The sequence below is a fragment of the Roseateles sp. GW835-FHT13E02 genome, from assembly GCF_058794035.1.
Map to the genome: position 1 here is coordinate 117,250 of NZ_JBXAGJ010000016.1, position 25,475 is coordinate 142,724.

At 68.4% G+C, this 25,475-nt stretch carries 23 protein-coding genes; 13 read left to right on the forward strand and 10 right to left on the reverse strand.

From position 1 onward, the window contains the following. The first annotated feature begins 12 nt into the window (after nt 1-12). Both AC1Q6P_RS16485 and AC1Q6P_RS16490 read left to right on the forward strand, forming a co-directional pair. Nucleotides 13-795: a substrate-binding periplasmic protein gene (locus AC1Q6P_RS16485; protein WP_171826723.1), complete on the forward strand. Its 783-nt coding sequence runs from the start codon at nt 13-15 to the stop codon at nt 793-795. After that, on the forward strand, nt 792-2,807 hold the full coding sequence (locus AC1Q6P_RS16490; RefSeq protein WP_492665134.1) for a sensor domain-containing diguanylate cyclase: 2,016 nt from the start codon (nt 792-794) through the stop codon (nt 2,805-2,807). Before AC1Q6P_RS16485 ends, AC1Q6P_RS16490 begins: the two co-directional genes overlap by 4 nt. On the opposite strand, the gene radA is transcribed toward AC1Q6P_RS16490, so the two are convergent. Next, a complete protein-coding gene (radA, locus tag AC1Q6P_RS16495) occupies nt 2,794-4,161 on the reverse strand; it encodes a DNA repair protein RadA (RefSeq protein ID WP_102769724.1) in 1,368 nt (455 codons plus the stop codon). The genes AC1Q6P_RS16490 and radA overlap by 14 nt on opposite strands. Nucleotides 4,162-4,296: 135 nt before the next feature. Between radA and AC1Q6P_RS16500 the strand changes: the two genes are divergently transcribed. The 4 genes from AC1Q6P_RS16500 to AC1Q6P_RS16515 all read left to right on the forward strand — a co-directional run bounded on the left by AC1Q6P_RS16500 (nt 4,297) and on the right by AC1Q6P_RS16515 (nt 7,393). Then, entirely contained in the window at nt 4,297-4,926 is a 630-nt protein-coding gene (locus AC1Q6P_RS16500) for a LysE family transporter (RefSeq protein ID WP_102769113.1), read from the forward strand. 90 nt (nt 4,927-5,016) lie between these two features. After that, nucleotides 5,017-5,907, forward strand: a complete 891-nt coding sequence (locus AC1Q6P_RS16505) for a DMT family transporter (RefSeq protein WP_492665135.1) — start codon at nt 5,017-5,019, stop codon at nt 5,905-5,907. 177 nt (nt 5,908-6,084) lie between these two features. Then, the gene (locus tag AC1Q6P_RS16510) at nt 6,085-6,741 is read left to right on the forward strand and encodes a PEP-CTERM sorting domain-containing protein (protein WP_102769115.1); all 657 of its coding nucleotides are present in this window, start codon (nt 6,085-6,087) and stop codon (nt 6,739-6,741) included. A 136-nt stretch (nt 6,742-6,877) separates the two neighbouring features. Then, nucleotides 6,878-7,393 (forward strand): MYXO-CTERM sorting domain-containing protein, encoded by a 516-nt coding sequence (locus AC1Q6P_RS16515; protein WP_133155279.1) that lies wholly within the window; start codon nt 6,878-6,880, stop codon nt 7,391-7,393. A gap of 84 nt (nt 7,394-7,477) precedes the next feature. On the opposite strand, the gene fumC is transcribed toward AC1Q6P_RS16515, so the two are convergent. Further along, nucleotides 7,478-8,881: a class II fumarate hydratase gene (fumC, locus tag AC1Q6P_RS16520; protein ID WP_271007448.1), complete on the reverse strand. Its 1,404-nt coding sequence runs from the start codon at nt 8,879-8,881 to the stop codon at nt 7,478-7,480. A gap of 262 nt (nt 8,882-9,143) precedes the next feature. On the opposite strand from fumC, the gene AC1Q6P_RS16525 reads away from it, so the two are divergent. Then, the gene (locus AC1Q6P_RS16525) at nt 9,144-9,860 is read left to right on the forward strand and encodes a hypothetical protein (protein WP_271007447.1); all 717 of its coding nucleotides are present in this window, start codon (nt 9,144-9,146) and stop codon (nt 9,858-9,860) included. Between the two features lie 8 nt (nt 9,861-9,868). On the opposite strand, the gene AC1Q6P_RS16530 is transcribed toward AC1Q6P_RS16525, so the two are convergent. The 3 genes from AC1Q6P_RS16530 to alr all read right to left on the reverse strand — a co-directional run bounded on the left by AC1Q6P_RS16530 (nt 9,869) and on the right by alr (nt 11,974). Beyond that, nucleotides 9,869-10,285: a PspC domain-containing protein gene (locus AC1Q6P_RS16530; RefSeq protein WP_492665136.1), complete on the reverse strand. Its 417-nt coding sequence runs from the start codon at nt 10,283-10,285 to the stop codon at nt 9,869-9,871. Between the two features lie 141 nt (nt 10,286-10,426). Continuing rightward, nucleotides 10,427-10,834 (reverse strand): alternative ribosome rescue aminoacyl-tRNA hydrolase ArfB, encoded by a 408-nt coding sequence (arfB, locus tag AC1Q6P_RS16535; protein WP_492665137.1) that lies wholly within the window; start codon nt 10,832-10,834, stop codon nt 10,427-10,429. A gap of 24 nt (nt 10,835-10,858) precedes the next feature. Beyond that, complete coding sequence (gene alr, locus AC1Q6P_RS16540; protein WP_492665138.1) at nt 10,859-11,974, reverse strand: alanine racemase; 1,116 nt, start codon at nt 11,972-11,974, stop codon at nt 10,859-10,861. 202 nt (nt 11,975-12,176) lie between these two features. Between alr and lplT the strand changes: the two genes are divergently transcribed. Continuing rightward, nucleotides 12,177-13,457, forward strand: coding sequence for a lysophospholipid transporter LplT (lplT, locus tag AC1Q6P_RS16545; RefSeq protein WP_492665139.1), 1,281 nt, complete (start codon nt 12,177-12,179; stop codon nt 13,455-13,457). A gap of 89 nt (nt 13,458-13,546) precedes the next feature. Here lplT and AC1Q6P_RS16550 read toward each other — a convergent pair whose 3' ends face one another. After that, nucleotides 13,547-14,482 carry a hypothetical protein gene (locus AC1Q6P_RS16550; protein ID WP_492665140.1) on the reverse strand — a complete coding sequence of 312 codons (936 nt, stop codon included), beginning with the start codon at nt 14,480-14,482 and terminating at the stop codon, nt 13,547-13,549. 370 nt (nt 14,483-14,852) lie between these two features. Between AC1Q6P_RS16550 and AC1Q6P_RS16555 the strand changes: the two genes are divergently transcribed. Continuing rightward, entirely contained in the window at nt 14,853-15,755 is a 903-nt protein-coding gene (locus AC1Q6P_RS16555) for a DMT family transporter (protein ID WP_492665141.1), read from the forward strand. Nucleotides 15,756-15,795: 40 nt separating this feature from the next. Further along, complete coding sequence (locus tag AC1Q6P_RS16560; protein ID WP_102769125.1) at nt 15,796-16,284, forward strand: glutathione peroxidase; 489 nt, start codon at nt 15,796-15,798, stop codon at nt 16,282-16,284. Here the strand turns inward: AC1Q6P_RS16560 and AC1Q6P_RS16565 are convergent. Further along, nucleotides 16,274-16,891 (reverse strand): Crp/Fnr family transcriptional regulator, encoded by a 618-nt coding sequence (locus AC1Q6P_RS16565; RefSeq protein WP_492665142.1) that lies wholly within the window; start codon nt 16,889-16,891, stop codon nt 16,274-16,276. The two genes, AC1Q6P_RS16560 and AC1Q6P_RS16565, sit on opposite strands and share 11 nt — an antisense overlap. Nucleotides 16,892-16,940: 49 nt before the next feature. Here AC1Q6P_RS16565 and AC1Q6P_RS16570 point away from each other — a divergent pair, with 49 nt between their 5' ends. Next, a complete protein-coding gene (locus tag AC1Q6P_RS16570) occupies nt 16,941-17,795 on the forward strand; it encodes a sterol desaturase family protein (RefSeq protein WP_492665143.1) in 855 nt (284 codons plus the stop codon). Here AC1Q6P_RS16570 and AC1Q6P_RS16575 read toward each other — a convergent pair. Next, nucleotides 17,792-18,490 carry a Crp/Fnr family transcriptional regulator gene (locus AC1Q6P_RS16575; RefSeq protein WP_492665144.1) on the reverse strand — a complete coding sequence of 233 codons (699 nt, stop codon included), beginning with the start codon at nt 18,488-18,490 and terminating at the stop codon, nt 17,792-17,794. The two genes, AC1Q6P_RS16570 and AC1Q6P_RS16575, sit on opposite strands and share 4 nt — an antisense overlap. Before the next feature lie 80 nt (nt 18,491-18,570). On the opposite strand from AC1Q6P_RS16575, the gene AC1Q6P_RS16580 reads away from it, so the two are divergent. Both AC1Q6P_RS16580 and AC1Q6P_RS16585 read left to right on the forward strand, forming a co-directional pair. Continuing rightward, nucleotides 18,571-19,683 carry a DUF2332 domain-containing protein gene (locus AC1Q6P_RS16580; protein WP_492665145.1) on the forward strand — a complete coding sequence of 371 codons (1,113 nt, stop codon included), beginning with the start codon at nt 18,571-18,573 and terminating at the stop codon, nt 19,681-19,683. An 81-nt stretch (nt 19,684-19,764) separates the two neighbouring features. After that, entirely contained in the window at nt 19,765-22,074 is a 2,310-nt protein-coding gene (locus AC1Q6P_RS16585; protein ID WP_492665146.1) for a sensor histidine kinase, read from the forward strand. Here the strand turns inward: AC1Q6P_RS16585 and AC1Q6P_RS16590 are convergent. Together AC1Q6P_RS16590 and AC1Q6P_RS16595 are read right to left on the reverse strand one after the other, a co-directional pair. Then, complete coding sequence (locus AC1Q6P_RS16590; protein WP_492665147.1) at nt 22,047-23,651, reverse strand: glycoside hydrolase family 10-like protein; 1,605 nt, start codon at nt 23,649-23,651, stop codon at nt 22,047-22,049. The genes AC1Q6P_RS16585 and AC1Q6P_RS16590 overlap by 28 nt on opposite strands. After that, nucleotides 23,648-24,949 carry an MFS transporter gene (locus AC1Q6P_RS16595; protein WP_492665148.1) on the reverse strand — a complete coding sequence of 434 codons (1,302 nt, stop codon included), beginning with the start codon at nt 24,947-24,949 and terminating at the stop codon, nt 23,648-23,650. Before AC1Q6P_RS16595 ends, AC1Q6P_RS16590 begins: the two co-directional genes overlap by 4 nt. Nucleotides 24,950-25,475 lie beyond the last annotated feature (526 nt).

Here is a 25,475-nt window from a genome sequence, read left to right on the forward strand (position 1 = left end):
TGGGCCGGCGGCTTGTTTGCGGCCCTCGGTTTCGGCCTGATCGGGCAGGCCGTGCAGGCCCAAGCACCGACCCCGGGGCCGGATTGTTCGCGCCCATTCAGCCTGGCCTTGCATGAGCATGGCTTGCTCTACTCGGCGGCCACCGGCAGCGGCATCGACAAGGACATCGCCGACGAAATGGCCCGGCGCAGCGGCTGCAAGTTCTTCGTCTCGCTGATGCCACGTGCGCGCATCTGGCAGCTGATCGAAAGCGGGGCGCTCGATTTCAGCCTCTCCGGCATCAGCAATCCGCAGCGCGAGAAGTTCGCCAGCTTTGCCTGGTGCTTTCGCAACCGTTACCAGCTGCTGCTGCGGCGTGACGCTCAGGTGCGCACGCTCGAAGACTTTGAACGCCAGCGCAAGCTGCAGCTGGGCGTGATCCGCAGCTTCCGTTACAGCGAGAGCGCCAACCGTCTGGTCGACCGCCTGGCCGAGCAGCAGCGTCTGGTCCACGCCAACGGCTTGACGGCACTGTTCGATGCCCTGGTGGCCGGCCAGATCCAGGCCATGATCATTGAGCCTTTTGACCTGCCGAGCCTGGAGTCAGCCCGGATACGCGAGCAGACCCAGGTGCTGGAGTTCGGCGATGCGCCGGTGCCGCATGGCTTGATCATGTCGCGCGCCAGTTTGAGCGACGCCGAGCAAGCACGCTGGCGCGCCTTGATCCAGGACATGCAGGCCGACGGCAGTTTGCTGCGCATCTTTGAAAAGTACTTCAAGCCCGAGCTGGCGCGGGCCATGGTGGCGCGACCATGAAGCTACGCTGGACCCTGCCGGGCCTGAATTCGCAAGCGCGCTGGCTGCGTTGGCGCGGCCTGCCGCTGGCCGTGTTCCTGATCAGTCTGGGCCTGACCTTGAGCTTCTGGCATTCCGAGCAAAGGCGTGAGCAGGCCGTGCAGCGCCAGGCCTTTGACGCCAGCCTGCGCGACGTCAGCGAACGCATCGAGCAGCGCATGGCCGCCCATGCTCACCTGTTGCAAGGTGCACAGGGCTTTCTCGCGGCCAGCCCTCAAGTCGATGCCCAGGCTTTTCGGCGTTATGTCGAGGCCCTGCCCCTGGGGGCGGATTTCGCCGGGGTGCAAGGTCTGGCCTGGGTGCAGGCCCAGCCCGGGCCGCGCGGACCCGCCTACCGGGTGATGCAGATGGAGCCCGGCGTGGCGCGCAACCATGCCCTCTTGCAGCTGGATCTGGCCGCCCAGCCGGCGCTGCGCGAGCTGCTGCAGCAGGCGCAGGAGTCCGGCCACCTGGCCTTGTCGGCCCGTCTCAATCTGGCCGATCTGGGGCTGCCCGCCCAGCCCGGCTTTGTGCTGGCGCTGCCGGTCTACCGCGGTGTGGCCTTGCCCGACACGCCCGCTGCCCGCCGCGAGGCGCTCAAGGCCTGGGTGCTGGCACCGGTGGCGGCAGGCGAGCTGATGGCCAGCCTCTACGGTGAGCTGCCGGCCGCGCTCTCGCTGGCGCTGTACGACGGCCAGGATTTGTTGGAACGCCATCTGCTTTACCGGCGTGCCGACGCCAGTTGGCAGCGCAGTGCCCAAGCCGGCGTGCAGGCGCCGCCGGCAAGTGATCGCCAGGCGCGTGAGTATCTGGTCCTGGGCGGTCGCACCTGGACCCTGCAACTGTCCGCCGGCCCGGCTTTCGCTGCCCGCCATGGCGCCGACTACGCGCCCAATGTCTTGCGCATGGGCGTGCTGCTGAGCGTGCTGCTGAGCCTGCTGGCCTGGATGCTGGGTCATGCCCGCGAGCGCGCCCAGGCCCTGGCCGAGCAGATGACCCGCGCCCTGCGCGAGAGCGAGCAGCGCTGGGCTTTTGCGGTAGAAGGTGCGGGCGATGGTGTCTGGGATTGGGACCTGCCGCACGGCCGGCTCAGCAGTTCGGTGCGCTGGAAGCAGCTGATGGGTTTGCCACCGCTGCCGGCCGATTTGCCCATGGAGCAGTTCTGGAGCCTGATCCACCCCGAGGATTTGCCGCGCGTGCGCAGCGAGGCCCAGGCCTGCCTGGACGGCAGCCAGGCGCAGTTCTCCACCGAGTACCGGGTGGCTGGCGGTGTGGGCCGCTGGAACTGGGTGCTGGCTCGCGGCACCGTGGTCGAGCGTAATCGCCAGCAGCAGCCCCTGCGCATGATCGGCACGCTGTCGGACATCAATGCCCGCCGCCAGTCCGAGGAGCGAGTGCGCTTCATGGCCTTGCACGACCCGCTGACCGAGCTGGCCAACCGCGCGCATTTCGACGAGCGCCTGCGCTTCGCCTTGGCCCATGCCCGGCGCTACCACGAGCCGGTGGGCCTGATCCTGCTGGACCTGGATCGTTTCAAGCCCATCAACGACCAGTTCGGCCATGCTGTGGGCGACCAGCTCTTGCAGACGGTGGCGCGCCGCATCAAGGCTGCGGTGCGCGAGACCGACACCGTGGGCCGCATCGGCGGCGATGAGTTCGTGGTCTTGCTCAGCGGGGCCCTCAGCCGCGAATCGGCTCAGGGCGTGGCGGACAAGATCTACACCCAGGTGGCCCAGCCCATGGAGCTGGGCGGCGTGCGTCTGGAGATCACCTGCTCACTGGGCCTGGCCCTGTTCCCCGAGGACGGCCAGGACGAGCTGAGCCTGGCCAAGAGCGCCGACGACGCCATGTATCGCAACAAGCGCGCCGGCCGGCCCTGGCTGGGCGATGGGCGCTACGCCGCGGCCCCACCTTCTCCGGAGCCCGAACCCGACGGCCGCACGGACCCCAAGGGAAGCAAGGGCCCGGGCGGAGACGGGGTCACAGCCCCCTGACGCAGTCCATCGCTTCCTCGATGCGCTCGACCGCATGCACGGTCAGGCCTTCGATGGGCTTCTTGGGCGCATTGGCCTTGGGCACGACGGCGACGCTGAAGCCCAGCTTGGCGGCTTCTTTCAAGCGCTCCTGGCCCCGCGGTGCGGGGCGCACCTCACCGGCCAGACCGACCTCGCCAAAGGCGATGAAGCCCTTGGGAAGGGGACGGCCGCGCAGCGAGCTCTGGATGGCCAGCAGCACGGCCAGGTCGGCCGCCGGCTCGTTGATGCGCACGCCGCCGACGGCGTTGATGAAGACATCCTGATCCTGGGTGGCCACGCCGGCATGGCGGTGCAGCACGGCCAGCAGCATGGCCAGGCGGTCGCGGTCCAGGCCGACCGAGAGCCGGCGCGGGCTGGGCCCGCCGCCATCGACCAGGGCTTGCAGCTCGACCAGCAGGGGCCGTGTGCCCTCCAGCGTCACCAGCACACAGCTGCCGGGCACCGGCTCGCCGTGGGTGCTCAGGAAGATGGCGCTGGGGTTGGCCACGCCCTTGAGGCCTTTCTCGGTCATGGCGAAGACGCCGATCTCGTTGACGGCACCAAAGCGGTTCTTGATCGCCCGCACCAGGCGGAAGCTGCTGTGGGTGTCTCCCTCGAAGTACAGCACCGTGTCGACGATGTGCTCCAGCACGCGCGGCCCGGCCAGTGAGCCTTCCTTAGTGACATGGCCGACCAGCACCATGGCGCAGCCGCTGGCCTTGGCCGTGCGGGTCAGCTGGGCCGCGCATTCACGCACTTGCGCCACCGAGCCGGGGGCCGAGCTGAGATGCTCGGAGTACAGGGTCTGGATCGAGTCGATGACGCAAAAGGCCGGCGTTTCGGCCTCCAGCGTGGCCAGGATTTTTTCCAGGCTGATCTCGGCCAGCACGCGCACCTTGTGGCCCGAGAGGCCCAGGCGGCGCGAGCGCATGGCGATCTGCGCGCCCGACTCTTCGCCGGTGACGTAGAGCACGGGCAGCTTCTGCGACAGGTCTTCCACCGCCTGCAGCAGCAGGGTGGATTTGCCGATGCCCGGGTCGCCGCCGATCAGCACCACGCCGCCAGCGACGATGCCGCCGCCGAGCACGCGGTCCAGCTCATCCTGCCCGGTGGGGGTGCGCTCGAAATCGGTGGCCTCGATTTCGCTCAGCGTCGCCACCGGCTGGCTCTTGGCCAGGGCCTGGTAGCGGTTGTTCTTGCCGCCCGCGCCGGGCGCCTCGGCCACGCCCTCGATCAAGGTGTTCCAGGCGCCGCAGCTGGGGCATTTGCCCAGCCATTTGGGGCTGATGCCGCCGCAGTCCGAGCAGGTGTAGATGGATTTTTCTTTGGCCATGGGGCGATTGTCCTCGTTCACCGTCGCCACCTCGGCGGCGCCTGCGCGGGCGATGCTCGCCCCAAGCAGGCGCTGGCCCGTGGTGCCAGAATGTCGGCCTGGCCGACGTCGTGTGCAGGCCCGAAGGAGCAGTCAATGGAGTTTTCGACCTGGTTGGCATTTTTTGCCGCCTCCTGGGCCATCAGCCTGTCGCCGGGTGCCGGCGCGATCGCGGCCATGAGCTCGGGCCTCAACCACGGTTTTCGGCGCGGCTACTTCACCACCTTCGGTCTGATCCTGGGCATCCTGACCCAGATCCTGCTGGTGGGCGCGGGCCTGGGCGCCCTGATCGCCACCTCCAGCATCGGCTTTGCCATCGTCAAATGGCTGGGCGTGGCCTACCTCGTCTACCTCGGCATCCAGCAATGGCGCGCGCCAGCCACGCCCATGGTGGCGGCCGACAATGACGCGGCCCAGGTGACGCGACGCCAGCTGGTGCTGCGCGGCTGGGCCATCAACGCGGTCAACCCCAAGGGCACGGTCTTCCTGCTGGCGGTGGTGCCGCAGTTCCTGGATCTCAAGGCCAGCCTTGTGCAGCAGTACCTGGTGATTGCGGCCACCCTGGGCTTCACCGATCTGGTGGTGATGGCCGGCTACACGGTGCTGGCCGCAAGGGTGCTCTCGGCCCTGCGTTCACCGGCGCATATCAAGGCCATGAACCGCACCTTCGGCGGCCTCTTTGTCGCCGCCGGGGCCTTGCTGGCCAGCTTCAAGCGCAGTGTCTGAGGCGCCGCGTCTGCCCTGAGCCCCTCTGCTCCGATTCATCTTCCGCAGGCCGCCTGTTCCGGGCGGCCTTTGCTTTTTTGGCGAGCTGTCATGTCGACTTCTGCGATTTCCACCCGCTGGCTGTTCTGGGGCCCCACGCTGATCTGGGCCAGCACCTGGCATGTGATCCTCTACCAGCTGGACAGCGGCGTGCCGGTGCTCAATTCGGTGGGCTGGCGTTTTGCCATCGCGGCGGCCTTGCTGTTCGCGCTGGCGCGTTGGCGGCGCGAGTCCCTGGCCATGCCAGGCTCGGCCCATCTGCTGATGCTGGCCACCGGCATCGTGCAGTACAGCGGCAATTACTACTCGGTCTACGAGGCTGAGCGTCACATCCCCAGCGGCCTGGTGGCGGTGCTGTTCTGCCTGATGGTGTTCGGCAATGCGTTGAGCGGCCGCATCTTCTTCGGTCAGACGGTGACCCGCCGCTTCTTGCTCTGCGCCAGCGGTGGCGTGGTCGGCGTGGTGTTGATTTTCTGGCCCGAGATCGCCGAGACCGGCGCGCGCCCCACGGCCGCCCTTGGCTTGGGCTTGGGGCTGCTGGCCGTGCTGGCCGCCTGCATCGGCAATGTGCTGACGCTGACGCTGACGCGGCGCGGCCTGCCCCTGGTGCCCATCCTCGCCTGGAGCATGGGCTATGGCGCCGCCTTTCTGTTGCTGATGTCGCTGCTCAGCGGCCAGGGCCTGCATTTCGACTGGCATGCACCCTATGTGCTGAGCCTGCTCTACCTGGCAGTGTTCGGCTCGGTCACCGCCTTTGTTCTGTATTTCAAGCTGGCGCAGTTACAAGGGCCGGCGCGCGCCGCGCTGACCGGGGTGGTGATCCCGGTGATCGCCCTCATGATCTCGGCGGCGCTGGAGGGCTGGGCGCCCAGCCTGCTCTCGCTGGCCGGCATGGCTTTGTGCCTGGGCAGCATCTATCTGGCCACGCGACCCGTGCGCTGAAAGGCTCGTGCCACTCTGGCACACAGGGTTGGCCCGAGCCTCTTGACCGGGACAGTTCCCCCTAGCTCGCAGTCTTGTGAGCGCCTGTCACGCTGCTGACACTGAAGCCACGAAGCGCCGCTTGCCTGTGACGCCTCGGATCGCGAACACCACGCAATGACTTCAAGGGAACTGTCCATGTCGCTCACCTCCAAATTCCTGATCAAGCCTCTGGCTCTGGCCGCACTGGTCGCCGCCGCCGGCGCTGCGCAAGCTTCCGTGACCGTCTACACCTCGCAAGCCGCCTTTCTGGCGGCGGTGACTGCGCCCGGCGTCGACACCTTCACCGGCTTCTCCATCACCGGCTCGACGCCCAGCCCCATCACCCGCAGTGCGGGCGCCTACGGCTACACCGCCTCGGTCACCACCACCTCCTTCTTCGGCGCCGGCACCACGGCCAATCCCTGGCTGTCCACCAACACCGCCACCGACACCATCACCTTCAACAACTTCACCGGCGGCGTCAGCGCCTTTGGTGGCAACTTCTTTGGCTCCAACATCGCGGGTCTGTTCGCGGCCGGCGATGTGGTGCTGACCGCCACCGATGCCAGTGGCACCTACACCCAGTCCATCACCGGCGCCACCACCAGCAGCTTCCTCGGCTTTGTGTCCGATGGCCCGCTGCTGTCGGCCACTCTGGCGGCGGTGCAACCGGCCTCCGGCTTCCTCTGGCCCACGGCCGACAACCTGACCCTGGCCGCTGTCGCCGCGGTGCCGGAGCCGGGCACCTATGCCCTGTTGCTGTCGGGTCTGGGCGTGCTCGGCTTCATGGCGCGCCGCCGCCGCGAAGGCTGATCGCCGACACCCCCGGGCAAGCCCTCTCCGGCTTTGCCCGCTTGACGCTGCCCATGCCCCGGCCTACCTTGGGACCGGGGTTTTTTGTTGTTGAGTGCTCACGGGCCGTGAGGCCGTCTGAAACAAAGGAAAAGTCATGAGATTGTTCAAGCAAGCCGCAGCTCTGCTGCTGAGTGGTGCCGCGTTGCTGGCCTCGAGCCTGGCCCACGCGGACACGGTCTGGGCCTGGTCCTACAGCGGCTCGGGCGTGACCGCGTCCGGCACCCTGACCACCGGTGGTGCCGCCCTGGTGCCCGAGGACATCCTCAGCATCAGCGGCACGCGCAATGGCCAGACCATCCTTGGCCTGGTGCCGCTGGGGGAAGACAGCAACTTCCTCTACGACAACAAGTTCGTCAACGATGGCGCCTACTTCAGCGAAGCGGGTCTGCTGTTCGACGTGGGCGGCGGCGATGCCGGCCACTTCAATGTGTACTTTTTCGAAGGCCAGCACTTCGACTTGCAAGTGATCGACGGTCAGGCGATCGAGATTCCGATCAGTTTCTCCGTCACGGCCGTGCCTGAAGCTGCCACTTATGTCTACATGGCCCTGGGCCTGGCAGGTCTGGGTGCACTGAGCCGTCGTCGCCGTGGCGTCGCCACCTCGGCCTGATCGAGAAACCTGCATTCAAGCCTGCCGATCGCAGGCCACAAGGCGAGCGCCCGCACCGGGCGGCTCGCCTTTTTTCGTTTCAGCTCAGCGCCCCACCATGTCTTCGACCCGCACCCATTGGTCGAACTGTTCGCCGCTGAGCTCGCCCAGCTGCAGGGCCGCCTCGCGCAGGCTCAGGCCATGCGCGTGCGCGTGCTTGGCGATGGCGCTGGCCCGGTCGTAGCCGATGTGCGGCGCCAGCGCCGTCACCAGCATCAAGGATTCGTTCAGCAGCTGCTCGATGCGGGCACGCCGCGGCGCGATGCCGGCCACGCAGTGGCGGGCGAAGCTGCGCGCGCCGTCGCTGAGCAGGCGGGCGCTTTGCAGGAAGTTGTGGGCCATCATGGGCCGGAAGACGTTGAGCTCGAAATTGCCGCTGGCACCGCCGATATTGAGCGCCACGTCATTGCCGAAGACCTGGCAGCAGATCATGGTCAGCGCTTCGCTCTGGGTCGGGTTGACCTTGCCCGGCATGATGGAGGAGCCCGGTTCGTTCTCCGGGATCTGCAGCTCGCCGATGCCGCAGCGCGGGCCGCTGGCCAGCCAGCGGATGTCGTTGGCAATTTTCATCAGGCTGGCGGCCACCGTCTTGAGCACGCCGTGGCCGTGCACCAGCGCATCGGCCGCCGCCATCACCTCAAACTTGTTGGGCGCGCTGACAAAGGGCAGGCCGGTCGCCTCGGCGATGCCGGCCGCAGCCCGCGCGGCAAAGGCCGGGTGGGCGTTCAGGCCGGTGCCAACTGCCGTGCCGCCCAGGGCCAGCTGGTAAAGGTGGGGCAGGGCGGCCTGCAGGTGCAAGCGGCCCTGCTCCAGCTGGGCAACATAGCCCGAGAACTCCTGGCCCAGGGTCAGCGGCGTGGCGTCTTGCAGATGGGTGCGGCCGATCTTGATGATGTCGGCAAAGGCCTGGGCCTTGAGGTCGAGTTGGCCGCGCAACTCGTCCAGGGCCGGCATCAGCTGCTGCTCGATGGCCAGCGCGGCAGCGATGTGCATGGCCGTGGGAAAAACATCGTTGGAGGACTGGCCGAGGTTGACCTCGTCGTTCGGGTGCACCCGCCGCGCCGGCCCGCGCACGCCGCCGAGCAGCTCGCTGGCGCGGTTGGCCAGCACCTCGTTGACGTTCATATTCGTCTGCGTGCCCGAGCCGGTCTGCCAGACCGAGAGCGGAAACTCCTCGGCCCAGCGCCCGGCCAGCACTTCATCGGCGGCCGCGACGATGGTGGCGGCCTTGTCGGCGCTCAGCAGACCTAACTCCCCATTGACGCGGGCGCTGATTTTCTTCACCAGCACCAGGGCATGGATCAGCTCGGGGGCCTGGCGTTCGGTGGAGATGGCGAAGAACTGCAGCGAGCGCTGTGTCTGCGCGCCCCAGAGGTGATCGGCCGGCACGGCGATGTCGCCAAAGCTGTCGTGCTCAAGCCGCTGGGCTGCGGTGTGGGTGTCGGGCATGGTGGGCGCTCCAGAAATGGGCGCCACGGGCTTTGCGGCAGCGAAAGCGGGGGCGGCGCACCCCCGAGCTTGGCACAGGGGCGCCAGGGTCCCGGAGGTCATGGCCGCGCTTGTTTGTGTGCGGCCACAGACGCAGCGCGCGGCCGCTTTCGCCGTTGACGCCGGGCCGGGCGCGTCTTTAGCCTGGGTTCAGGCCGGCGGTTCCGAAGAGCCGCGGCCCTGGCTTGAAGACGCGTTTGCTTTGATCTAAAGGATGGCTCTCATGACTCCGCAGCATGCTCCGCAGTTCGGTTCCTCTTCTACGTCCTCTTCCACCTTGACGGTGTTCGACGCGGGGCTGAAGCCTCAGCCCGGTCTGGCCCGCTACACCGGCTTGGGGTTTGCGGCCCTGGTGCACGTGGCCCTGGTGGTGGGTCTGATCCAGGGCTTTGCCCGGCCCGGCCTGCCCAAGCCACCGGCCCAGACCGATGTGCAGGTGCTGATCGACACGCCCAAGCCGCCCGACCCCGTGCGGCAGCCGGTGCCGGTGGATCTGCCTCAGCAGCTGCGCGACATCCCTTTGCCGCCCCAGGTGCCGGTGCCTGAATTCGTGATCCAGCGCGATCCCAGCCCCAATGACATCGTCACCCGTTACGACGGTCCGCCGGTCGTGGACTTCACGCCGCGGCCGGCCGTGGTCGAGCCGGTCCTGAACCCGCCGGTGGCCGAGCCGGCGATTCGCCAGGCCGGCATGGTCTGCACCCAGATGGCCCGGCCCGAGCTGCCGGCCGTCAGTTGGACGGGTGAGGCGGTGTTCAAGATCCTGGCCACCGTGCGCGAGGGCCGGGTGGTGGCCACCGAAGTCCTGCTCGCGCGCGGCGCGATGGATGCCAAGACCCGCCGCCTGCTGATGGCGGCGGTGGATGGCACCTTGCGTGAGCATTACGTCTGCCCGGGCAACCATCGTTTCGAGCAGGAGTTCGCCTTCCGCGTCGATTGAGTTGGGGCTCAGAGCGAGGGCGCCTTGCGAGTGCTCTCGTCGTTGTGCCAGCCCAGGCCCGGGACGGGCTTGGGTGCTTCGGGCACCAGCAGCCAGAGCACCAGGTAGGTGATCAGGCCGGCGCCGTGGCAGAACAGCAAGGCCAGGAAGAGCAGGCGCCAGATCCAGGCGGCCGTGCCGCTGACGGCCATCAGGCCACCGCAGACGCCGCCCAGCCAGCGCTCTTCGCGGCTGCGTTGCAGGCGGTTGATGGCTGAGCCCAGGCCGGCGTCGGCCGCGGACGAGCTGCGGTTCAGTGCACCAGCTTCGGGGCTGGCCGCTTGACCCTGCAACAGCCGCTCCTTGGCGCGCTGAAACTCTTCGTCGGACAGTTGGCCGCGTTGATGGAGTTCGGCCAGGCGTTCGAGTTCGTTGCTGAGGGACATGATGGTGGGCTCCGGTCTTGCTTGCATGGCGAGCTGCCATGGAAGCCAGTGTGCGCAAGCAGCCCGCCCCGGGCCAGAGGGCTGCGACGAACTGCAAACTGCGCCGACCCAGCTGCACGCACCGAGGGTGAACCCTAGGTATCAGTCGCCCTGGACCCGCCCCCGCCCCGCCTTGACGCCGCTGCGCAAGGCCTTGCCCGCCAGGCGGCGCTGCTGTGAGCCCCAGGTGGGTTTGGTGGCCCTGCGGGCTTTGGGCGTGTGGGCCACGCTCTGCACCAGCTCCTGCAGCCGGGCCACGGCCTCGGCGCGATTGGCCTCCTGGCTGCGCGAGTCCTGGGCCTTGATGACCACCACGCCCTCGCCGTTGATGCGCTGGTCCGACAGAGCCAGCAAGCGCTGCTTGATCAGCGGTGGCAGGCTGGAGCGCTGAATGTCAAAACGCAGATGCACGGCGCTCGACACCTTGTTGACGTTCTGCCCACCCGGGCCGCTGGCGCGGATGAAGCTGAAGTCCAGCTCCCAGTCGGCGGGTGCCCAGGCGAGGTTCATCGCGGCCCCGCCGCCTGCTGGGCTTCAGTCACCGTGCACCACGGTGACGGGCACGCGCTTGGTCAGGGCGCACATCAGCTCATAGCCGATGGTGCCGGCGGCCTTGGCCACCTCGTCGATGCCCAGCACGGCGCCACGGCTGCTCTGGCCCCAAAGCGTCACTTCGCTGCCGAATCCGGCCTGGGGCAGATCGCTGAGGTCCACCGCCAGCATGTCCATGGAGACCCGGCCGACCGTGCGGCTGCGCTGGCCATCGACCAGCACCGGGGTTCCGGTGCCGGCATGGCGGGGGTAGCCGTCGGCATAGCCGCAGGCCACGGTGCCGATGCGCATGGCTTTGTCGGCGGTGAAGCTGCTGCCGTAGCCGACCGTGTCGCCGGGCTGCAATTGCTGGACGCCGATGATCTTGGCGCGCAAGCTCATGCCGGGCTTCAGGTCCCAGTGTGCGGCGTCATGTTCGGGGTAATCGGGCACGCCGCCGTAGCTCATGATGCCGGCGCGCACCCAGTCAGCCCGCACATGGCCCAGCTGGTTGTAACGCAGGGTGGCGGCGCTGTTGGAGAGTGAGCGCTCACCGGGAAGGTCGGCGGTGGCCGCCTGGAAGGCGACCACCTGGTGGGCTATGCCGTCCTGGCCGAAGCGCTGGGCATCAGCGTCGGAGAAGTGGGTCATCAGAGAAATCTCGTCCACCTGGGGCAGGGCGTTGAGCCGGGTCCAGGCGGCGCGGAAAGCTTGCGGGCTGAAGCCCAGGCGGTTCATGCCGCTGTTCATCTTCAGGAACACGCGGTGCGGCTCGTGCGTCTTGTGCATGGCCAGCCAGTCGATCTGCTGCTCGCAGTGCACGGCATGCCAGAGCTTGAGGCGGGAGCACAGCTCCAGATCGCGCGCTTCGAAGCAGCCTTCCAGCAGCAGGATGGGCCCGCGCCAGCCGAGGGCGCGCACGCGCTGGGCTTCGTCCAGGTCCAGCAGGGCAATGCCGTCGGCGGCCCGGAAGGCCTCGAAGACGTTTTCGATGCCGTGGCCGTAGGCATTGGCTTTGACAACGGCCCAGACCTGGGCGTCCGGCGCGCAGGCGCGGGCGCGGGCCAGGTTGTGGGCCAGGTGGGGGAGGTGGATGAGGGCTTCGATCGGACGTGGCATGCCCGATATTGTGGCACCCGCGCCTGTGCTTCGCGGGATGGCAAAAGTTCGGTGAAAGTGCTGCGTGCTATAAACCGGGCGCGGCCACGGGCGTGGCCGCAGCCTGGGGAAAACCCGGAATCAACCGTCCCAGCTTGACCGTCGGCGCGCATCCGTCGTCTCGCTCATTGCTCGACATTTCCCCGCAGTACCGATTGGGTTCATGAAAAAAGGCTTCTTTTCCATCATGTCGGCGCAGTTCTTCAGCTCGCTGGCGGACCAGGCCTTGCTGGTCGGCGCCATCGAGTTGTTGAAGAGCACGGCAGCACCGGCCTGGCAGATTCCGGCTCTGGGCCCGATGTTTGCGCTGTTCTATGTGGTGCTGGCGCCGTTTGTGGGCGCCTTTGCCGATGCAGTGCCCAAGGGCAAGGTCATGTTCTATTCGAACCTGATCAAGATCTTTGGCTGCTTGATGATGTTGTTCGGCGCCCACCCGCTGCTGGCCTATGCCGTGGTGGGCCTGGGCGCTGCGGCCTACTCGCCGGCCAAGTACGGCATCCTGACCGAGCTTCTGCCGCCTTCGCAGCTGGTCAAGGCCAATGGCTGGATCGAGGGCCTGACCATCGCATCCATCATCCTGGGCATTTTGCTCGGCGGACAGCTGGTGGGGCCGCATCTCTCGCCGATCTTGCTGAGCCTGGATCTGCCATTTATCAACACCGGCATTGACACCGCGCCCGAGGCGGCCATCAGCAGCCTGGTGATCCTGTACCTGATCGCGGCCTTCTTCAATCTGAGCATTCCCCGCACCCAGGCCCCGCTGCAGCCGCTGGCGCACAGCCCGGTGGAGCTGGTGCGTGATTTCGCCTCCTGCAACTCCCGCCTCTGGCAGGACAAGCTGGGCCAGATCTCCCTGGCCACCACGACCTTGTTCTGGGGCGTGTCGGCCAATCTGCGCATCATCGTGTTTTCGTGGGCGGCGCTGGCCCTGGGTTACAGCACCACGCAGGCTTCCAATTTGGGCGGCGTGGTGGCGGTGGGCACGGCGGTGGGTGCTGTGGTGGCCTCCATCTACATGCGCCTGGACCGTGCGACCAAGGTCATTCCGCTGGGCATTTTGATGGGCGTGCTCATCATCGTGCTGAACGGCATCACGAATCTGTGGGCGGCGATTCCCTTCCTGATCGTGCTGGGCATGATCGGCGGCTACCTGGTCGTGCCCATGAATGCGCTGCTGCAGCACCGCGGCCACAACCTGATGGGCGCCGGCCGCTCCATCGCGGTGCAGAACTTCAACGAACAGGCCTGCATCCTGGGCCTGGGCGCGCTCTACACCGGCATGACCCGCATCGGCTTGTCGGCCTATATCGCCATCTCCATCCTCGGCTTGATCGTGGCCGTGACCATGTGGCTGGTGAAGCGCTGGCATGAGCGCAACTGCGTCGAGCACCGCGAAGAGGTCGAGCGCCTGCTGGTGCTGGCGCGCTGTGACGAGTGCCACTGAGTCGCCGGAAGGCTGAAAAGAACAATCCCGCCGCAGGCTGTACGCCCCGGCGGGATTTTCTTGTGCGGCGCCCTGGCGGGCGAGTTTGCTCAGGGCCGCTTGCGCACGGGTTCGACGGTCTTGACGCCGCTGAGCACGGCCTCGATGTGCTCCGACCAGGCACGGGCGATCTTGAAGCAGCCGCTGTGATTGAGGTGGATCTCGTTGTGCCAGTCGCCGCTGCTGCCGCTGGTGCCGGGGGTTGCCGGGGCCAGGGGCACGGTGGTCGAGTCGAACACATGCAGGCCCGGGAACTGTTCCTTGTCCGCGGCCATGCTCTTGAGCAGCTGGGCCAGGTGGAAGACCATCAGGCGGCTGACCGCTGCCCAGTCGGCGCTGGGCAGGGCATAGGCCTTGAGGGCCGGGTAGAGCCAGGGGCCGGAAGCGCCCAGGCCGCTGTCGTCGGCGCCGGCCGGGCGCGGCATGGGCACGGCATAGCAGTGCATGAAGACCGGCTTGCCGGCCGAAGGGCCCTGGTCGCGCAGGGTCAGCAGGTGGCGGACATTGGTGCGCAGGTAGTCGCTGTAGGTCTGCCAGCCGGGCTCCGAAAAATAACGGGCCACCCCGGCGGATGGGGCACCCCACTCGGTCTGGTGGCGGATCAGGCGCAGGTGCAGAGGCACATCGCTGCCGTCGGCCGCATGGGCAGGGGTCTGGGCGGCGGCGATCAGGTCATTGCCGCCGACCGAAAGCAGCACGCCGTCCCAGACCGGCGCGGCATCGTCGCTGAGCAGGCTGACGAAATCGGCGGCCGATTCCAGGTCCACCATATGGCTGAGCGCCTCGCCCGAGCCGGCGCAGTTGACGGCACAGGCCGGGTCCTTGAACACCATTTCCTGGAGCAGATTGGCATGGGCGTTCAGCTTGGCGGCTGAGGTGGAGAACCAGGAGTCGCCCTGGGCCAGCAGGCGCCAGCGGTAGCTTGTCAGGTCGGGCGCCGAGGTGGACGACAGGTCCCCCGGCTTGAAGCAGGCCAGATGATCCAAGGAAGACTCTCCCTTTGTAGCGAACAACGACAACAAGAAAACTCGAGCTTGCGGACGGGCAGACGGTGGCTTCCAACGCGTGAAACACCCCCTGCGGATTGCTTGCGATTGAAAGCCAGGCGGCCTTGTTTCGCCATGCTATAAACCCTGGGCATTGTTGGCTGGCGAGCGGTCTTCTCGCCAGTTGTTTTCGGCGCTTTCCAGCCCTTTTTTCCCGGCCTGTTGCGGCCGCCCAACCGAGCCTGTGTTCGCCTGGCCCTCCTGCCGCGCTGCGTCGCCGGCTTGTCATGAAAGCTGCGCACGCGGCCGCCTCCCTCTCCCTCATTTCGACCCCTCTCGGCCGCCCTGACCGCGGCCCGCTCTCCTTGCCATGCCCGTTCTTGCCCTGATGTTCAACGCCCTGGTCTGGGGCCTGTCCTGGTGGCCCTTCCGCCAGTTCCAGGCGGCCGGCCTGCACCCCTTGTGGACCACGGTCTGCCTCTACCTGCTGTCCTTGCTGGCCGTGTCTTTCAGCCAGCGCCAGGCCTGGCGTGAGTTCCTGGGCACGCCCTCGCTCTGGCTGGTGATGCTGGCGGCCGGCCTGACCAACACCGCCTTCAACTGGGGCGTGGCCCTGGGCGATGTGCTGCGCGTGGTGCTGCTCTTCTATTTGATGCCGCTGTGGGCGGTGTTGCTGGCGCGCCTGATCCTGGGTGAGCGCCTGACCCTGCTGGCCGGCCTGCGCATGGCCCTGGCCCTGGGTGGCGCGGCCTTTGTGCTGGCGCCCGAGGGCGGCGGCCTGCCCTGGCCGCGCAGCCTGGCCGACGGCCTGGGCCTGTTCGGTGGCTTCTGCTTTGCCCTCAACAATGTGATGCTGCGCCGCGAGGCGGCCCGCGGCGCCCATGCCCGGGCCCTGGCCATGTTCAGCGGCGGGGTGTTTGTGGCCGGCGGCGCGGCCGCGGCCATGGCGGGCGCGGGTCTGGTGGCCTGGCCGGCTTTGCCGCATGTCGGTTGGTTGTTGCCGCTGGCGGGCATGGCCGTGCTGTTCTGTCTGTCCAACCTCTCGCTGCAGTACGGCGCCGGGCGTCTGCCCGCCAATGTCACCGCCATCGTCATGCTGATCGAGGTGCCGGTGGCGGCCTTGTCGGCGCTGTGGCTGGGCGGCGGGCAGCTGGATTTCAAGACCGCGGTGGGTGGCGTCTGCATCCTGGCGGCCGCCCTGCTCTCGGCCCTGGAGCGCTCGCAAAAGCCGGCTCAGCAAGCGCCGGCCAGCCCGGCTACCATGCAGGCTTGAGGCGAATTCCCGCCTCCCAAGAATCACAAGGAACCTCGCCATGGCCGCCAGCGTCTACGACTTTCAGGCCCTCTCCATCGACGGCAAGCCTGCCGACCTGGCCAGCCAGCGCGGCAAGGTGCTGCTGATCGTCAACACCGCCAGCGCCTGCGGCTTCACGCCCCAGTTCGGCGGCCTGGAGGCCTTGTGGCAGCGCTACCGCGACCAGGGCCTGGTGGTGGTGGGCTTCCCGAGCAATGAATTCGGCGGCCAGGATCCGGGCGAGAACAGCGAGATCGCCTCCTTCTGCCAGCTGAACTACGGCGTCAGCTTTCCCATGATGGCCAAGGTCAAGGTCAACGGCGCCGAAGCCCACCCCCTGTGGCAGTGGCTCAAGTCCGAGAAGCCCGGCCTGCTGGGCACCGAGGGCATCAAATGGAACTTCACCAAGTTCCTGGTCGGCCGCGATGGCCAGGTCATCAAGCGCTATGCGCCCAATGACGCACCCGAGAAGATCAGCGCCGACATCGAGGCTGCGCTCAAGGCTTGAGACCCTCGGCCTGCTCGCGCAGGCGCCGTCGGATGCGCGACAGGGCCACATCGGTGATGCCCAGATGGCTGGCCAGCTGGCGCTGCTTGAGGCGCCGGGCCAGTGCGGGCTGCTCGGCCAGAAAGCGCAGGTAGCGCTGGCTCGCGTCCAGCATCAGCCATTGCTGTTCCCGCCGCAGCTGGCCTTGCAGCTGGGCGTTCAAACCCTGCCAGAGCAGCTCGGCCAGGGCCGGTTCCTCGGCCTGCCAGCGCTGCAGCTCGGCATAGGGCAGGACGCAGACCCGGCTGGGCTCCAGCGCTTCCAAGGTGACTGCGCTGGCTTGCGGCTCGCCCGGCAGCCCCAGCCATTGCTGCTCCGGGTAAAACGCCAGATTGCGCTCGCGGCCGTTGGCGTCCAGCAGGCTGGCGCGCAGCAGGCCCTGCTCCACCCACCAGAGTGCCGTCGGCGTGTCGCCGGCACGCAGCAAGACCTGACCCCGCTTCAGCGGCAGCCGCGGCAGCGCCGCCCAGCGAGCCAGGCGCGCGGGCGATTGCTGCAGCTGGGCCAGCAAGGCCTCGCCGCAAATCGGGCAGGGGGCGGGGCTTTCGGCGATCTCGGGGCGTGGCATGAACCGAGGTTAATGCATGTGGCGCCGGGCGGCCCCAGCATGCACTCCCATGAACACCGATCTGGAAACAGGCACCAGCGTGCCGCGCCGCTTGCACACCATGAACTGGCCGCATCTGCTCTTGCTGGCCGCCCTGCCGCCGGCGGCCTGGGCCTTGCGCGACTGGCCGCCCGAACAGGTGCTGGCCCTGCTGGGTCTGGCCTCCCTGGCTTTTTTGATGCTGGCCGAGCGGCTCTGGCCCCTGCGCAAGGACTGGCAGGCCCGCGGCCCGGAGCTGGCGCGTGATGGCGGCTTTCTTGGCCTCAATGCCCTGGTGGACAGCCTCACCGGCCTGCTGCTGAGCAGCCTGGCCTTGCGCTCAGGCCTGGGAGGGCATGGGCTGGCCCTGGATCTCCACCCCGGCCTGGCCCTGCCGCTGGCCATAGCTCTGGGGGAGTTGGGCCCCTTTGCCCTGCATCGCTGGGCACATCAAAGCCCCTGGCTGTGGCGCTTTCATGCCTTGCACCACCAGCCGACCAAGCTCAACGCCGCCAATGCCGTGCTGGCCCATCCGCTCAATGCCGCCTGGAACCAGGCGGCGCGTCTGCTGCCCTGGCTGCTGCTGGGCTTCAGCGCCGAGGTGATGCTGTGGGCGGCGCTGTTTCTGCAGGTTCAGGGCCTGGCCGTGCATGCCAATCTGCGCGGCAGCCTGGGGCAGCTGAACTGGCTGATCGGCAGCGCCGAGCTGCACCGCTGGCACCACAGCGTGGTCGAGGCCGAGGCCCACAACTACGGCACGGCCATCCCTTTGTGGGATCAGCTTTTCGGCAGCTTTGTGCACCGGCCGGGCCAGGCGCCGGCGGGCCTGGGTCTGTTTGCTGGCACGGCGCCGCCGACCTGGCTGCCGGCCTGCTGTCGCGGCTAGATCATGACGCGCAGATGCAGCAGGCCATAGCTGCAGCGCAGCCGGCCTTCGGCCTGCGCCTGTTGCAGCAGCTGGTTGACGGTCTGACGCGAGAGGTTGGCCACGGCGGCCAGCTCGGCCTGGGTGGCGCGCAAGGTCTGCCAGCCCTGGGCATCGGGCGGGCCGGCGGCGCGGTCGCGGCGCAGCTGGGCCAGGGCCAGGGCAAAGCGCTCGGGCGCGCTGCGGTGGCGCGAGGCCTCGAGCAGGCGCAGGGTGCCGTCGTAGCGGCGCGCAAATTCGGCCATCAGGGCGCGGGCAAAGCCGGGCCAGCGGTCCATCAGCAAGGCGTAAGTCGCCGGGCCGATCACCAGCACCTGGCTGCTTTGCGTGGCCAGGGTTTCATAGCTGGCCGCCTGGCCGGCCGCAAAGGCGGCCAGTCCGAACAAGCGCGGCGCCTGCACATGCTCCAGCACCGAGACCGTGCCGTCCAGGCCGGTGAAGCGCGCCTCGATCTCGCCCGTCACCAGGCCGTAGAAGGCCAAGGCCGGCTGCCCTTGAGCGAACAAGGTGCGGCCGCGGGCCAGACGGCGCAGGCTGACGCTGCCTTGCAGCACGGCCTCGGCCGGCATTTGCGCGCCGTCCAGCTCGGGGAAGTTGGCGCACATCAGGCCGCGCAAGGCGGCGTGGGCGCTGGTGGCTGGGGGCGTGCGGTCCATGGTGAAGGCAAAAGACGCGTGCTTTCGCGATTGTCGGGTGCCCGACATTGTGCCGGGCCTCGGCCTCGTAAGCTGGGCGCATGGATGACGACCTAACCCCTTCCACCGATCTGCAGCGCTGGGCCCGGCAGTACCGCCAGTTCGCGGTGCAGGAATGCCCGAACGACCCGCTCTACGTGGCCCTGTGCCAGATCGTGGCCGATTCGCCCGAGCTGCTGGCCTTGATGGCCCATGTGCGGCATGCCCCGCAGGCCCGGCCCAATCTGCTGCTGGCAGCTCTGCACGAGCGGGTGCTGGCCGGCGTGCCGCATGACTTGGCGGCTTACTACCCCAGCGTGGGCGGCGAACGCGCGCCCGATGCGGCACTGGCGGACAGCCTGCACCGCTTTGTGCGCGCCGAGCGGCCGCGCCTGCTCGAGCATCTGCGCCTGCGCAGCACCCAGACCAACGAGATCGGGCGCTGCGCCGTGCTCTGGCCGGCGCTCAGCGCCATCGCCGCCCAGACCGGCCGGCAAGACCTGGCCCTGTTCGATTTCGGCTGCAGCGCCGGCCTCAATCTGGGCGTTGATGCCTACCGCTATGACTACGGCCGGTTCCAGCTGGGCGCCCCGGCGGCGCCAGAGCGGCCCACCGTGGCCTGCCAGTGGCGCGGCGCTGCCGAGCCGCCGCGCACGCCCTGGCGCTTGCGGGCCCGCTTGGGCGTCGATCTGGCGCCGGTCGATGTGCAGGACGAAGATGCGGTGCGCTGGCTGCGCGCCTGCCTCTGGCCGCACGACCGCGCCCGGGCGCGCCGTCTGGACCAGGCCCTGGCCCAGGCGCGAGCCGACCGCCACCCGGTGCAGCGGGTCGAGCAGGGGCTGCAGACCCTGGCCGTTTGGCTGGAGACGCTGCCGGCCGGCGTGCAGCCGGTGCTGTTCAACAGCTGGGTGCTGGCCTATTTCGATACACCCAGCCTGGCCGCCCACCGGGCTGAGGTCGAGGGCTTGATGCGCCGGCACAGCCTGCTCTGGCTCAGCGCCGAAACCGCCTCGCTGCGCCCGCCCGGTCTGGCTCTGCCGCCCGCGCCCGAGGGCGAGTCGGCCGAGAGTGCCTCACTCTGGACTGTTCAAGCCTTGGCGCCCGATGGCCAGCTCAGCGCTTGGGCTTTGGCCTGGTCCCATGCCCACGGCCATTGGCTGCACTGGCTGGGCTGAAAACGGGGGGAAATCGCCACAGCCGTGGCGCCGCGCTTGCGGCATGATCCAGCCTCCTCCACTTGAAGCAGGTGATGGCGGATGGGGCGATGGACGGGCGGGTGGCAGCGGGCGAAAGCGTGGGCGCATGTCGATGCGACCCTGGCCCGTGGCTTGCTGTGGCGGCTCAGCCTGGCCCTGATCGTGAGCATGCTGGGCCTGACCTGGCTGGTTCAGCATGTCAGCCAGCGCGATGTCGAGGCCCAGGCCATGGAGGAGTTGCGCAGCACCGTGATGGAGCGGGCGCGCGCCAGTGGCGAAGACTTTGCCCTCGCCGAACGCAATGTCGAGCTGCTGCGCGCCGAGTATCTGCGCCGCCTGGCGGCTGCCCGGCCGCCGGGCTGGCAGGGCGAGTTCCGGCGCTGGTTTGCCCGTTCGCCCGACCAGCTGCTGCGCCTGCGCCCCGAGCTCGATGACCACCGCCGTCTGCCCAGCGTCTACCTGCGCGCGCAGGCCGAGCTCAACGACAGCCTGATGTGGCAAACCCAGGTGGCCTTCGATCTGCTGCGCGAATGGGGCCCGCCGCTGACGGCGCGCTACTACTCCGCCTACTTCGACCTGCCGGGCCAGGGCCTGATCATGTTCTCGCCCTCGGTCAACTGGGGCGCCGAGGCCACGCCGGAGACCAACAACTTCGACTACCCGCCGGTGGCTGGCGCTTCGCCTGAACGCAACCCCAGCCGCAGCAATCGCTGGACCCCGGTCTACTACGACGACAAGGCGCGCATCTACATGGTGTCGACCGTGCTGCCGATTGATTTCGAGGGGCGCTGGATCGCTTGCGTCTCGCAGGATGTGTCGGTCGCCAGTCTGCTCAAACGCACCGTCAGCGACAGCCTGCCCGGCACCTACAGCCTGATCCTCAGCCGCGATGGCCACCTGATTGCCCACCCCGGTTTTGCCGAGCGCATCGAGGCGGCCCAGGGCAAGCTCAAACTCGACCAAATCCGCGACCCCCTGCTCGATGAAATCGCCGCCCTGGCGCCGCCGGCCGAAGGCCAGGCTGCTGTCAGCCTCAGCGCCGATGGCCGCCATCTGCTGGGCGTGGCCCGCATTGCCGGGCCCGACTGGCTGTTCGTCAGCGTCTATCCCCGCGCGCACCTCGATGCGGGCGTGGCGCGTAGCAGCGAGAACATCCTGATGGTCGGGGCCGTGGCCTTGCTGGTGCTGATGAGCCTGCTGGGCTGGATCGTGCGGCGCCAGATCAGCCGGCCGATAGCCGAGCTGCGCAGCGCCGTGCAGGGGGTCAGCGAGGGGCGGTTTGAGATCGCGCACGGCGAGGCGGAGCTGCGCGAGGACGAGCTCGGTGATCTCGGCCGCAGCTTTGCGCAGATGGGCGCGGAGCTGGCGCAGCGCGAGGCGCGGCTCAAGCGCGACGCCCAGGCCTTGCAGGAGGCGCGTGATCAGCTGGAAAACCGGGTGCAGGAGCGCACCGCCGAGCTGCACGCCAGCAATGCCGAGCTGGTGCTGGCGCTGGACGATTTGGGCAAGACCCAGAGCAGCCTGTTGCGTGCCGAGCGCCTGGCCAGCCTGGGCCGCATGGTCGCCGGCGTGGCCCACGAGCTGGGCACGCCCATCGGCAATGCCCGCCTGGCCGCCAGCACCCTGGCCGCCGATGCCGAGCAGATGGCCCGCGATGTCGAGCAGGGCTTGCGCCGTTCGCAGCTGAGCAAGTTCTTGCAGCGCCTGGGCAGCGGCAGCCAGATCCTGCAAGGCAATCTGGAGCGGGCCAGCGAGCTGCTGCAGAACTTCAAGCAGGTGGCGGTCGATGGCAGCAGTGCTCAGCGTCGCGTGTTTGCGCTCGATCAGCTGGTGCGCGACATCCTGATGACGCTGCAACCTACGCTCAAGCGCCTGCCGCTGGACATCCAGGTCGACATCCCGGCGGGCCTGGAGATGGACAGTTATCCCGGTGCGCTGGGCCAGGTGCTGAGCAATCTGATCCAGAACGCGGCCATCCATGGCTTCGAGGGGCGCGAGCAGGGGCGGCTGGAGATCCAGGCCGACTGCCCCGATGCCGGGCATGTGCGCCTGCGCATCCGTGACGACGGTTGCGGCATCGCGGCCGAGATCCAGCCGCGCGTTTTCGACCCCTTCTTCACCACCCGCATGGGCCGCGGCGGCAGCGGCCTGGGCCTGAACATCAGCCACAACCTGGTCAGCAATGTGCTGTGTGGTGAGATCCATCTGCACAGCGAGGCCGGCGCAGGCAGCTGCTTTGAGCTGCTGCTGCCGCGCGTGGCACCCAACCACGCCGAGGCCGAGACCTTGCCGCTGCCGCTGAGCCAGTTTGCCGGCCTGACGGAGGCCGCGGAGTCGGACGCTCAGTCGGCCGGCACACGCAAGGCTTGAGCCGGCCTCAGCTGCCCGAGACCTCCCACCGCGCGCAGCACCAGGCCCTCGACGCCGGCGGCCGGCAGGCGCAGCTCGGCGCTGCCGTCGGCCTGGCTGCCCATCAGTCGGCTGCGCCAGCCTTCGCGGGCATGGCGGATCTGCACCCAGTAGCGCCAGCTGCCGGCATGCCTGTTGCCGGGCTGCAGGCGCAAGATCAGCTGCGCCTCACCGTTGTTCTGGACGTCGCGATGGCAGCGCCAATCCAGGGCGGGAACGTCGGGCGCTGCGGCCCCGGCCAGCCAGGGCGTGGCCGGCACCAGGGCGGGCTGGCTGTAGGCCTGCTGGCGCAGCGCATCGGCCAGGCCGCGCCGGTTCTGCGCCAGGGCCACCATGCTGAAGTGGGCGTGGCCGCTGCCGGGCCGGCGCTCGCGCAGCAGGGCGATCTGCTGCAGCAACTCGTCCACCGGCCAGCTGTCGGCCTTGTCGGTCACCTTGCTGCTGAACAGGCCCGGCCAGATGTGGCGGCCCAGCGGGTTCTGGCCATGCCAGTAGTCCAGCAAGGGGCCGAAGGCCTGGGCCTTTTGTGCGATCGGCCAGTAGAGCTGGGGCACCAGATAGTCCACCCAGCCCTCGGCCAGCCAGCGTTCCACATCGGCATACAGCTTGTCGTACTGGCTGAAACCGGCGATGCCCTCAGGGCGCAGCGCCGGCTTGCCGATGCCGAAAGGGCTGATGCCGAAGCGCGCCTCGGGGCGAACCCGACGCACCGCCTGCTGCAGGCGCTGCACCAGCTGGTCCACGTGCTGGCGCCGCCAGTCGGCCCGGTTCAGCGTGCCGCCGGCCTCGCGGTAGCGGGTCCAGCTGGGTTCGTCCGGGAAATCGAGCTCGCGCCCGGCCGTGTCGTTGACCGGGTAGGGGTAGAAGTAATCGTCCAGGTGCAGGCCGTCGATCTCGTAGCGGCGCAGCAGGTCCTCGACCACGGCCAGGGTGTGGTCGGCGGCGGCGGGCTCACCGGGGTCGATCCAGAGCTGGTCGCCATAGCGCCGCACCCATTGCGGCTGGCTGCGGCTCAGGTGTTGGGCGGCGGCGGCGCTGCTGGCCTGGCTCTGGCGGGCGCGGAAGGGGTTGAGCCAGGCATGCAGCTCCAGGCCGCGCTGGTGGGCTTGATCGATCCAGAAAGCCAGCGGGTCGTAGAAGGGCTCGGGCGCCTGGCCTTGGCTGCCGCTGAGGTACTCGCTCCAGGGCTCCAGCGGCGAATCGAACAAGGCATCGGCGCTGGGCCGCACCTGCAGGATGACGGCATTGAGCTGCAGCTGCACGGCCAGGTCCAGCAGGGTGATGGCTTCCGCCTGCTGCTGGGCGCTGCTCAGGCCCTTGCGGCTGGGCCAGTCGATATTGGCCACCGTGGCCACCCAGACGGCGCGGAACTCTCGCAGCGGCAGCGGCGCCTGGGCCAGCAGCTCGGGCGCGGGCTCCAGGCGCAGCTCACCTGGCAGGGGCGGCAGGCGCAACGGGGCCTCGGCGCAGCCAGCCAAGCCCAGGCCGCTGCCGATCACGGGAGACAGCCCGCAGGCCAGAAGCTGGCGGCGCTTCACGGGGCCTCCGCCTTGCGGCCGAAATCGGCCGGAATCTTGAGCAGGGCGGCCATGGCGAAAGAGGGCAGGGTGGCGACCAGCACCCAGACAAAGAAGGCGGTGTAGCCGAGCTGATCCTGCAGCCAGCCGCTCCACATGCCGGGCAGCATCATGCCCAGGGCCATGAAGCCGGTGCAGATGGCGTAGTGCGCGGTCTTGTGCTCGCCCTCGGCCACCAGAATCATGTACATCAGGTAGGCGGTGAAACCCAGGCCATAACCAAACTGTTCCACGGCCAGGGCACCGCTGATCAGCCACAGATTGGCGGGCAGCCACAGCGCCATGGCCAGGAAGGCGATATTGGGCACGTGCATGGCCAGCACCAGCGGCCAGAGCGCTCGCTTCAGGCCCACGCGCGAGATCACCCAGCCACCGACCAGGCCGCCCAGGGTCAGGGCCGTCAGGCCCACGGTGCCGTAGGCGATGCCGACCTGCTTGGTGCTCAGGCCCAGGCCGCCGGCCGTGGGTGGGTCCAGCAGAAAGGGCGTGGCCAGCTTGAGCAGCTGGGCCTCGGGGAAGCGGTAGAGCAGTAGGAAGCCCAGGATGACGGCGATGCCGGGCTTCTGGAAGAACAGCGCAAACACGCGCACAAACTCGGGCAGCAGCTGGGCGGGCTGCACACCCGAGGGCCGGTCGCTGGCCGGTCGGGGCAGGCTGAACAGGCTGTGCCACAGGGCCAACAGGCCGAACAAGGCGGTGATCACCCCGAACACCCAGGACCAGGCCATGACCATGCTGCCGGTGCGCTCCTGCAGCTCACCGGCCAGATAGACCAGGCCGCCCTGGCCGCCGATATTGGCCAGGCGGTAAAACGTGGAACGCACGCCGACAAAGGCCGCCTGGCTGCGCTGCGGCAGGGCCAGCATGTAAAAGCCATCGGCGGCGATGTCGTGTGAGGCAGACGCAAAAGCCATCAACCAGAACAGGGCCAGCGTCATCTGTAGCGCCAGTTCGCCGGGAATCGTCAACGCCACGCCGGCCAGGGCCGCGCCGATCAGGAACTGCATGGCGCCGATCCAGCGCCGTTTGGTGCCCAGCAGCTCCACCAGTGGCGACCACAGCGGCTTGATCACCCAGGGCAGGTAGAGCCAGCTGGTGTAGAGCGCAATGTCGGTGTTGCTGAAGCCCAGGTTCTTGTACATGACCACCGAGAGCGTCATCACCACCACATAGGGCAGGCCCTGGGCGAAATACAGCGAGGGGATCCACAGCCAGGGCTGGTTGGAGCGGGGCAGATCGTGCGGACGAGGGGCGGTCATGCGGGAGGCAGGCAATCCAGGGGCAGCGGAGCTGGGACGTGCGCACTGCGCTCGGGCCCGAGCCAACGAGTTCAATGCGCGCCGCACATTATCTTGGCCGCCGGCCACCGCCGCTGGATGCGGTGGGCGCAGACAAACCCTTGCGGGCGGGAGGTGGATTCGGTTTTCGGCACATTGCGGGCCTTCGTTGCGTCGATCGCTCACGCTGCGGTGGCTCGGCCCGCCGCCGGGCTCATGGTTCGCGGGTCGGCTCTTGAGCCGACTCCCCTCGGTGCTCACTGCGCGGCTCAGCGGCGCCAAACTCCCTTCGCTCGCTGCGCTCACTGTGGTCAAACAGTGGCGCCGAGTCAGTTCTTGAAGCGCGCGGGTACGCGCGCCTGAGCCGCTCCGCTGCGCCCTCGGCCGCGCACAAATCGCCCATCGGCGGGCCGAGCCACCTTCGGAGTTGACGTGTTCCACCGTGGATGAGGCACATCGACCGCGATGCAAGCGCCCTGCAGCCCGTGCCGCTGCCGGGCGATTTGTG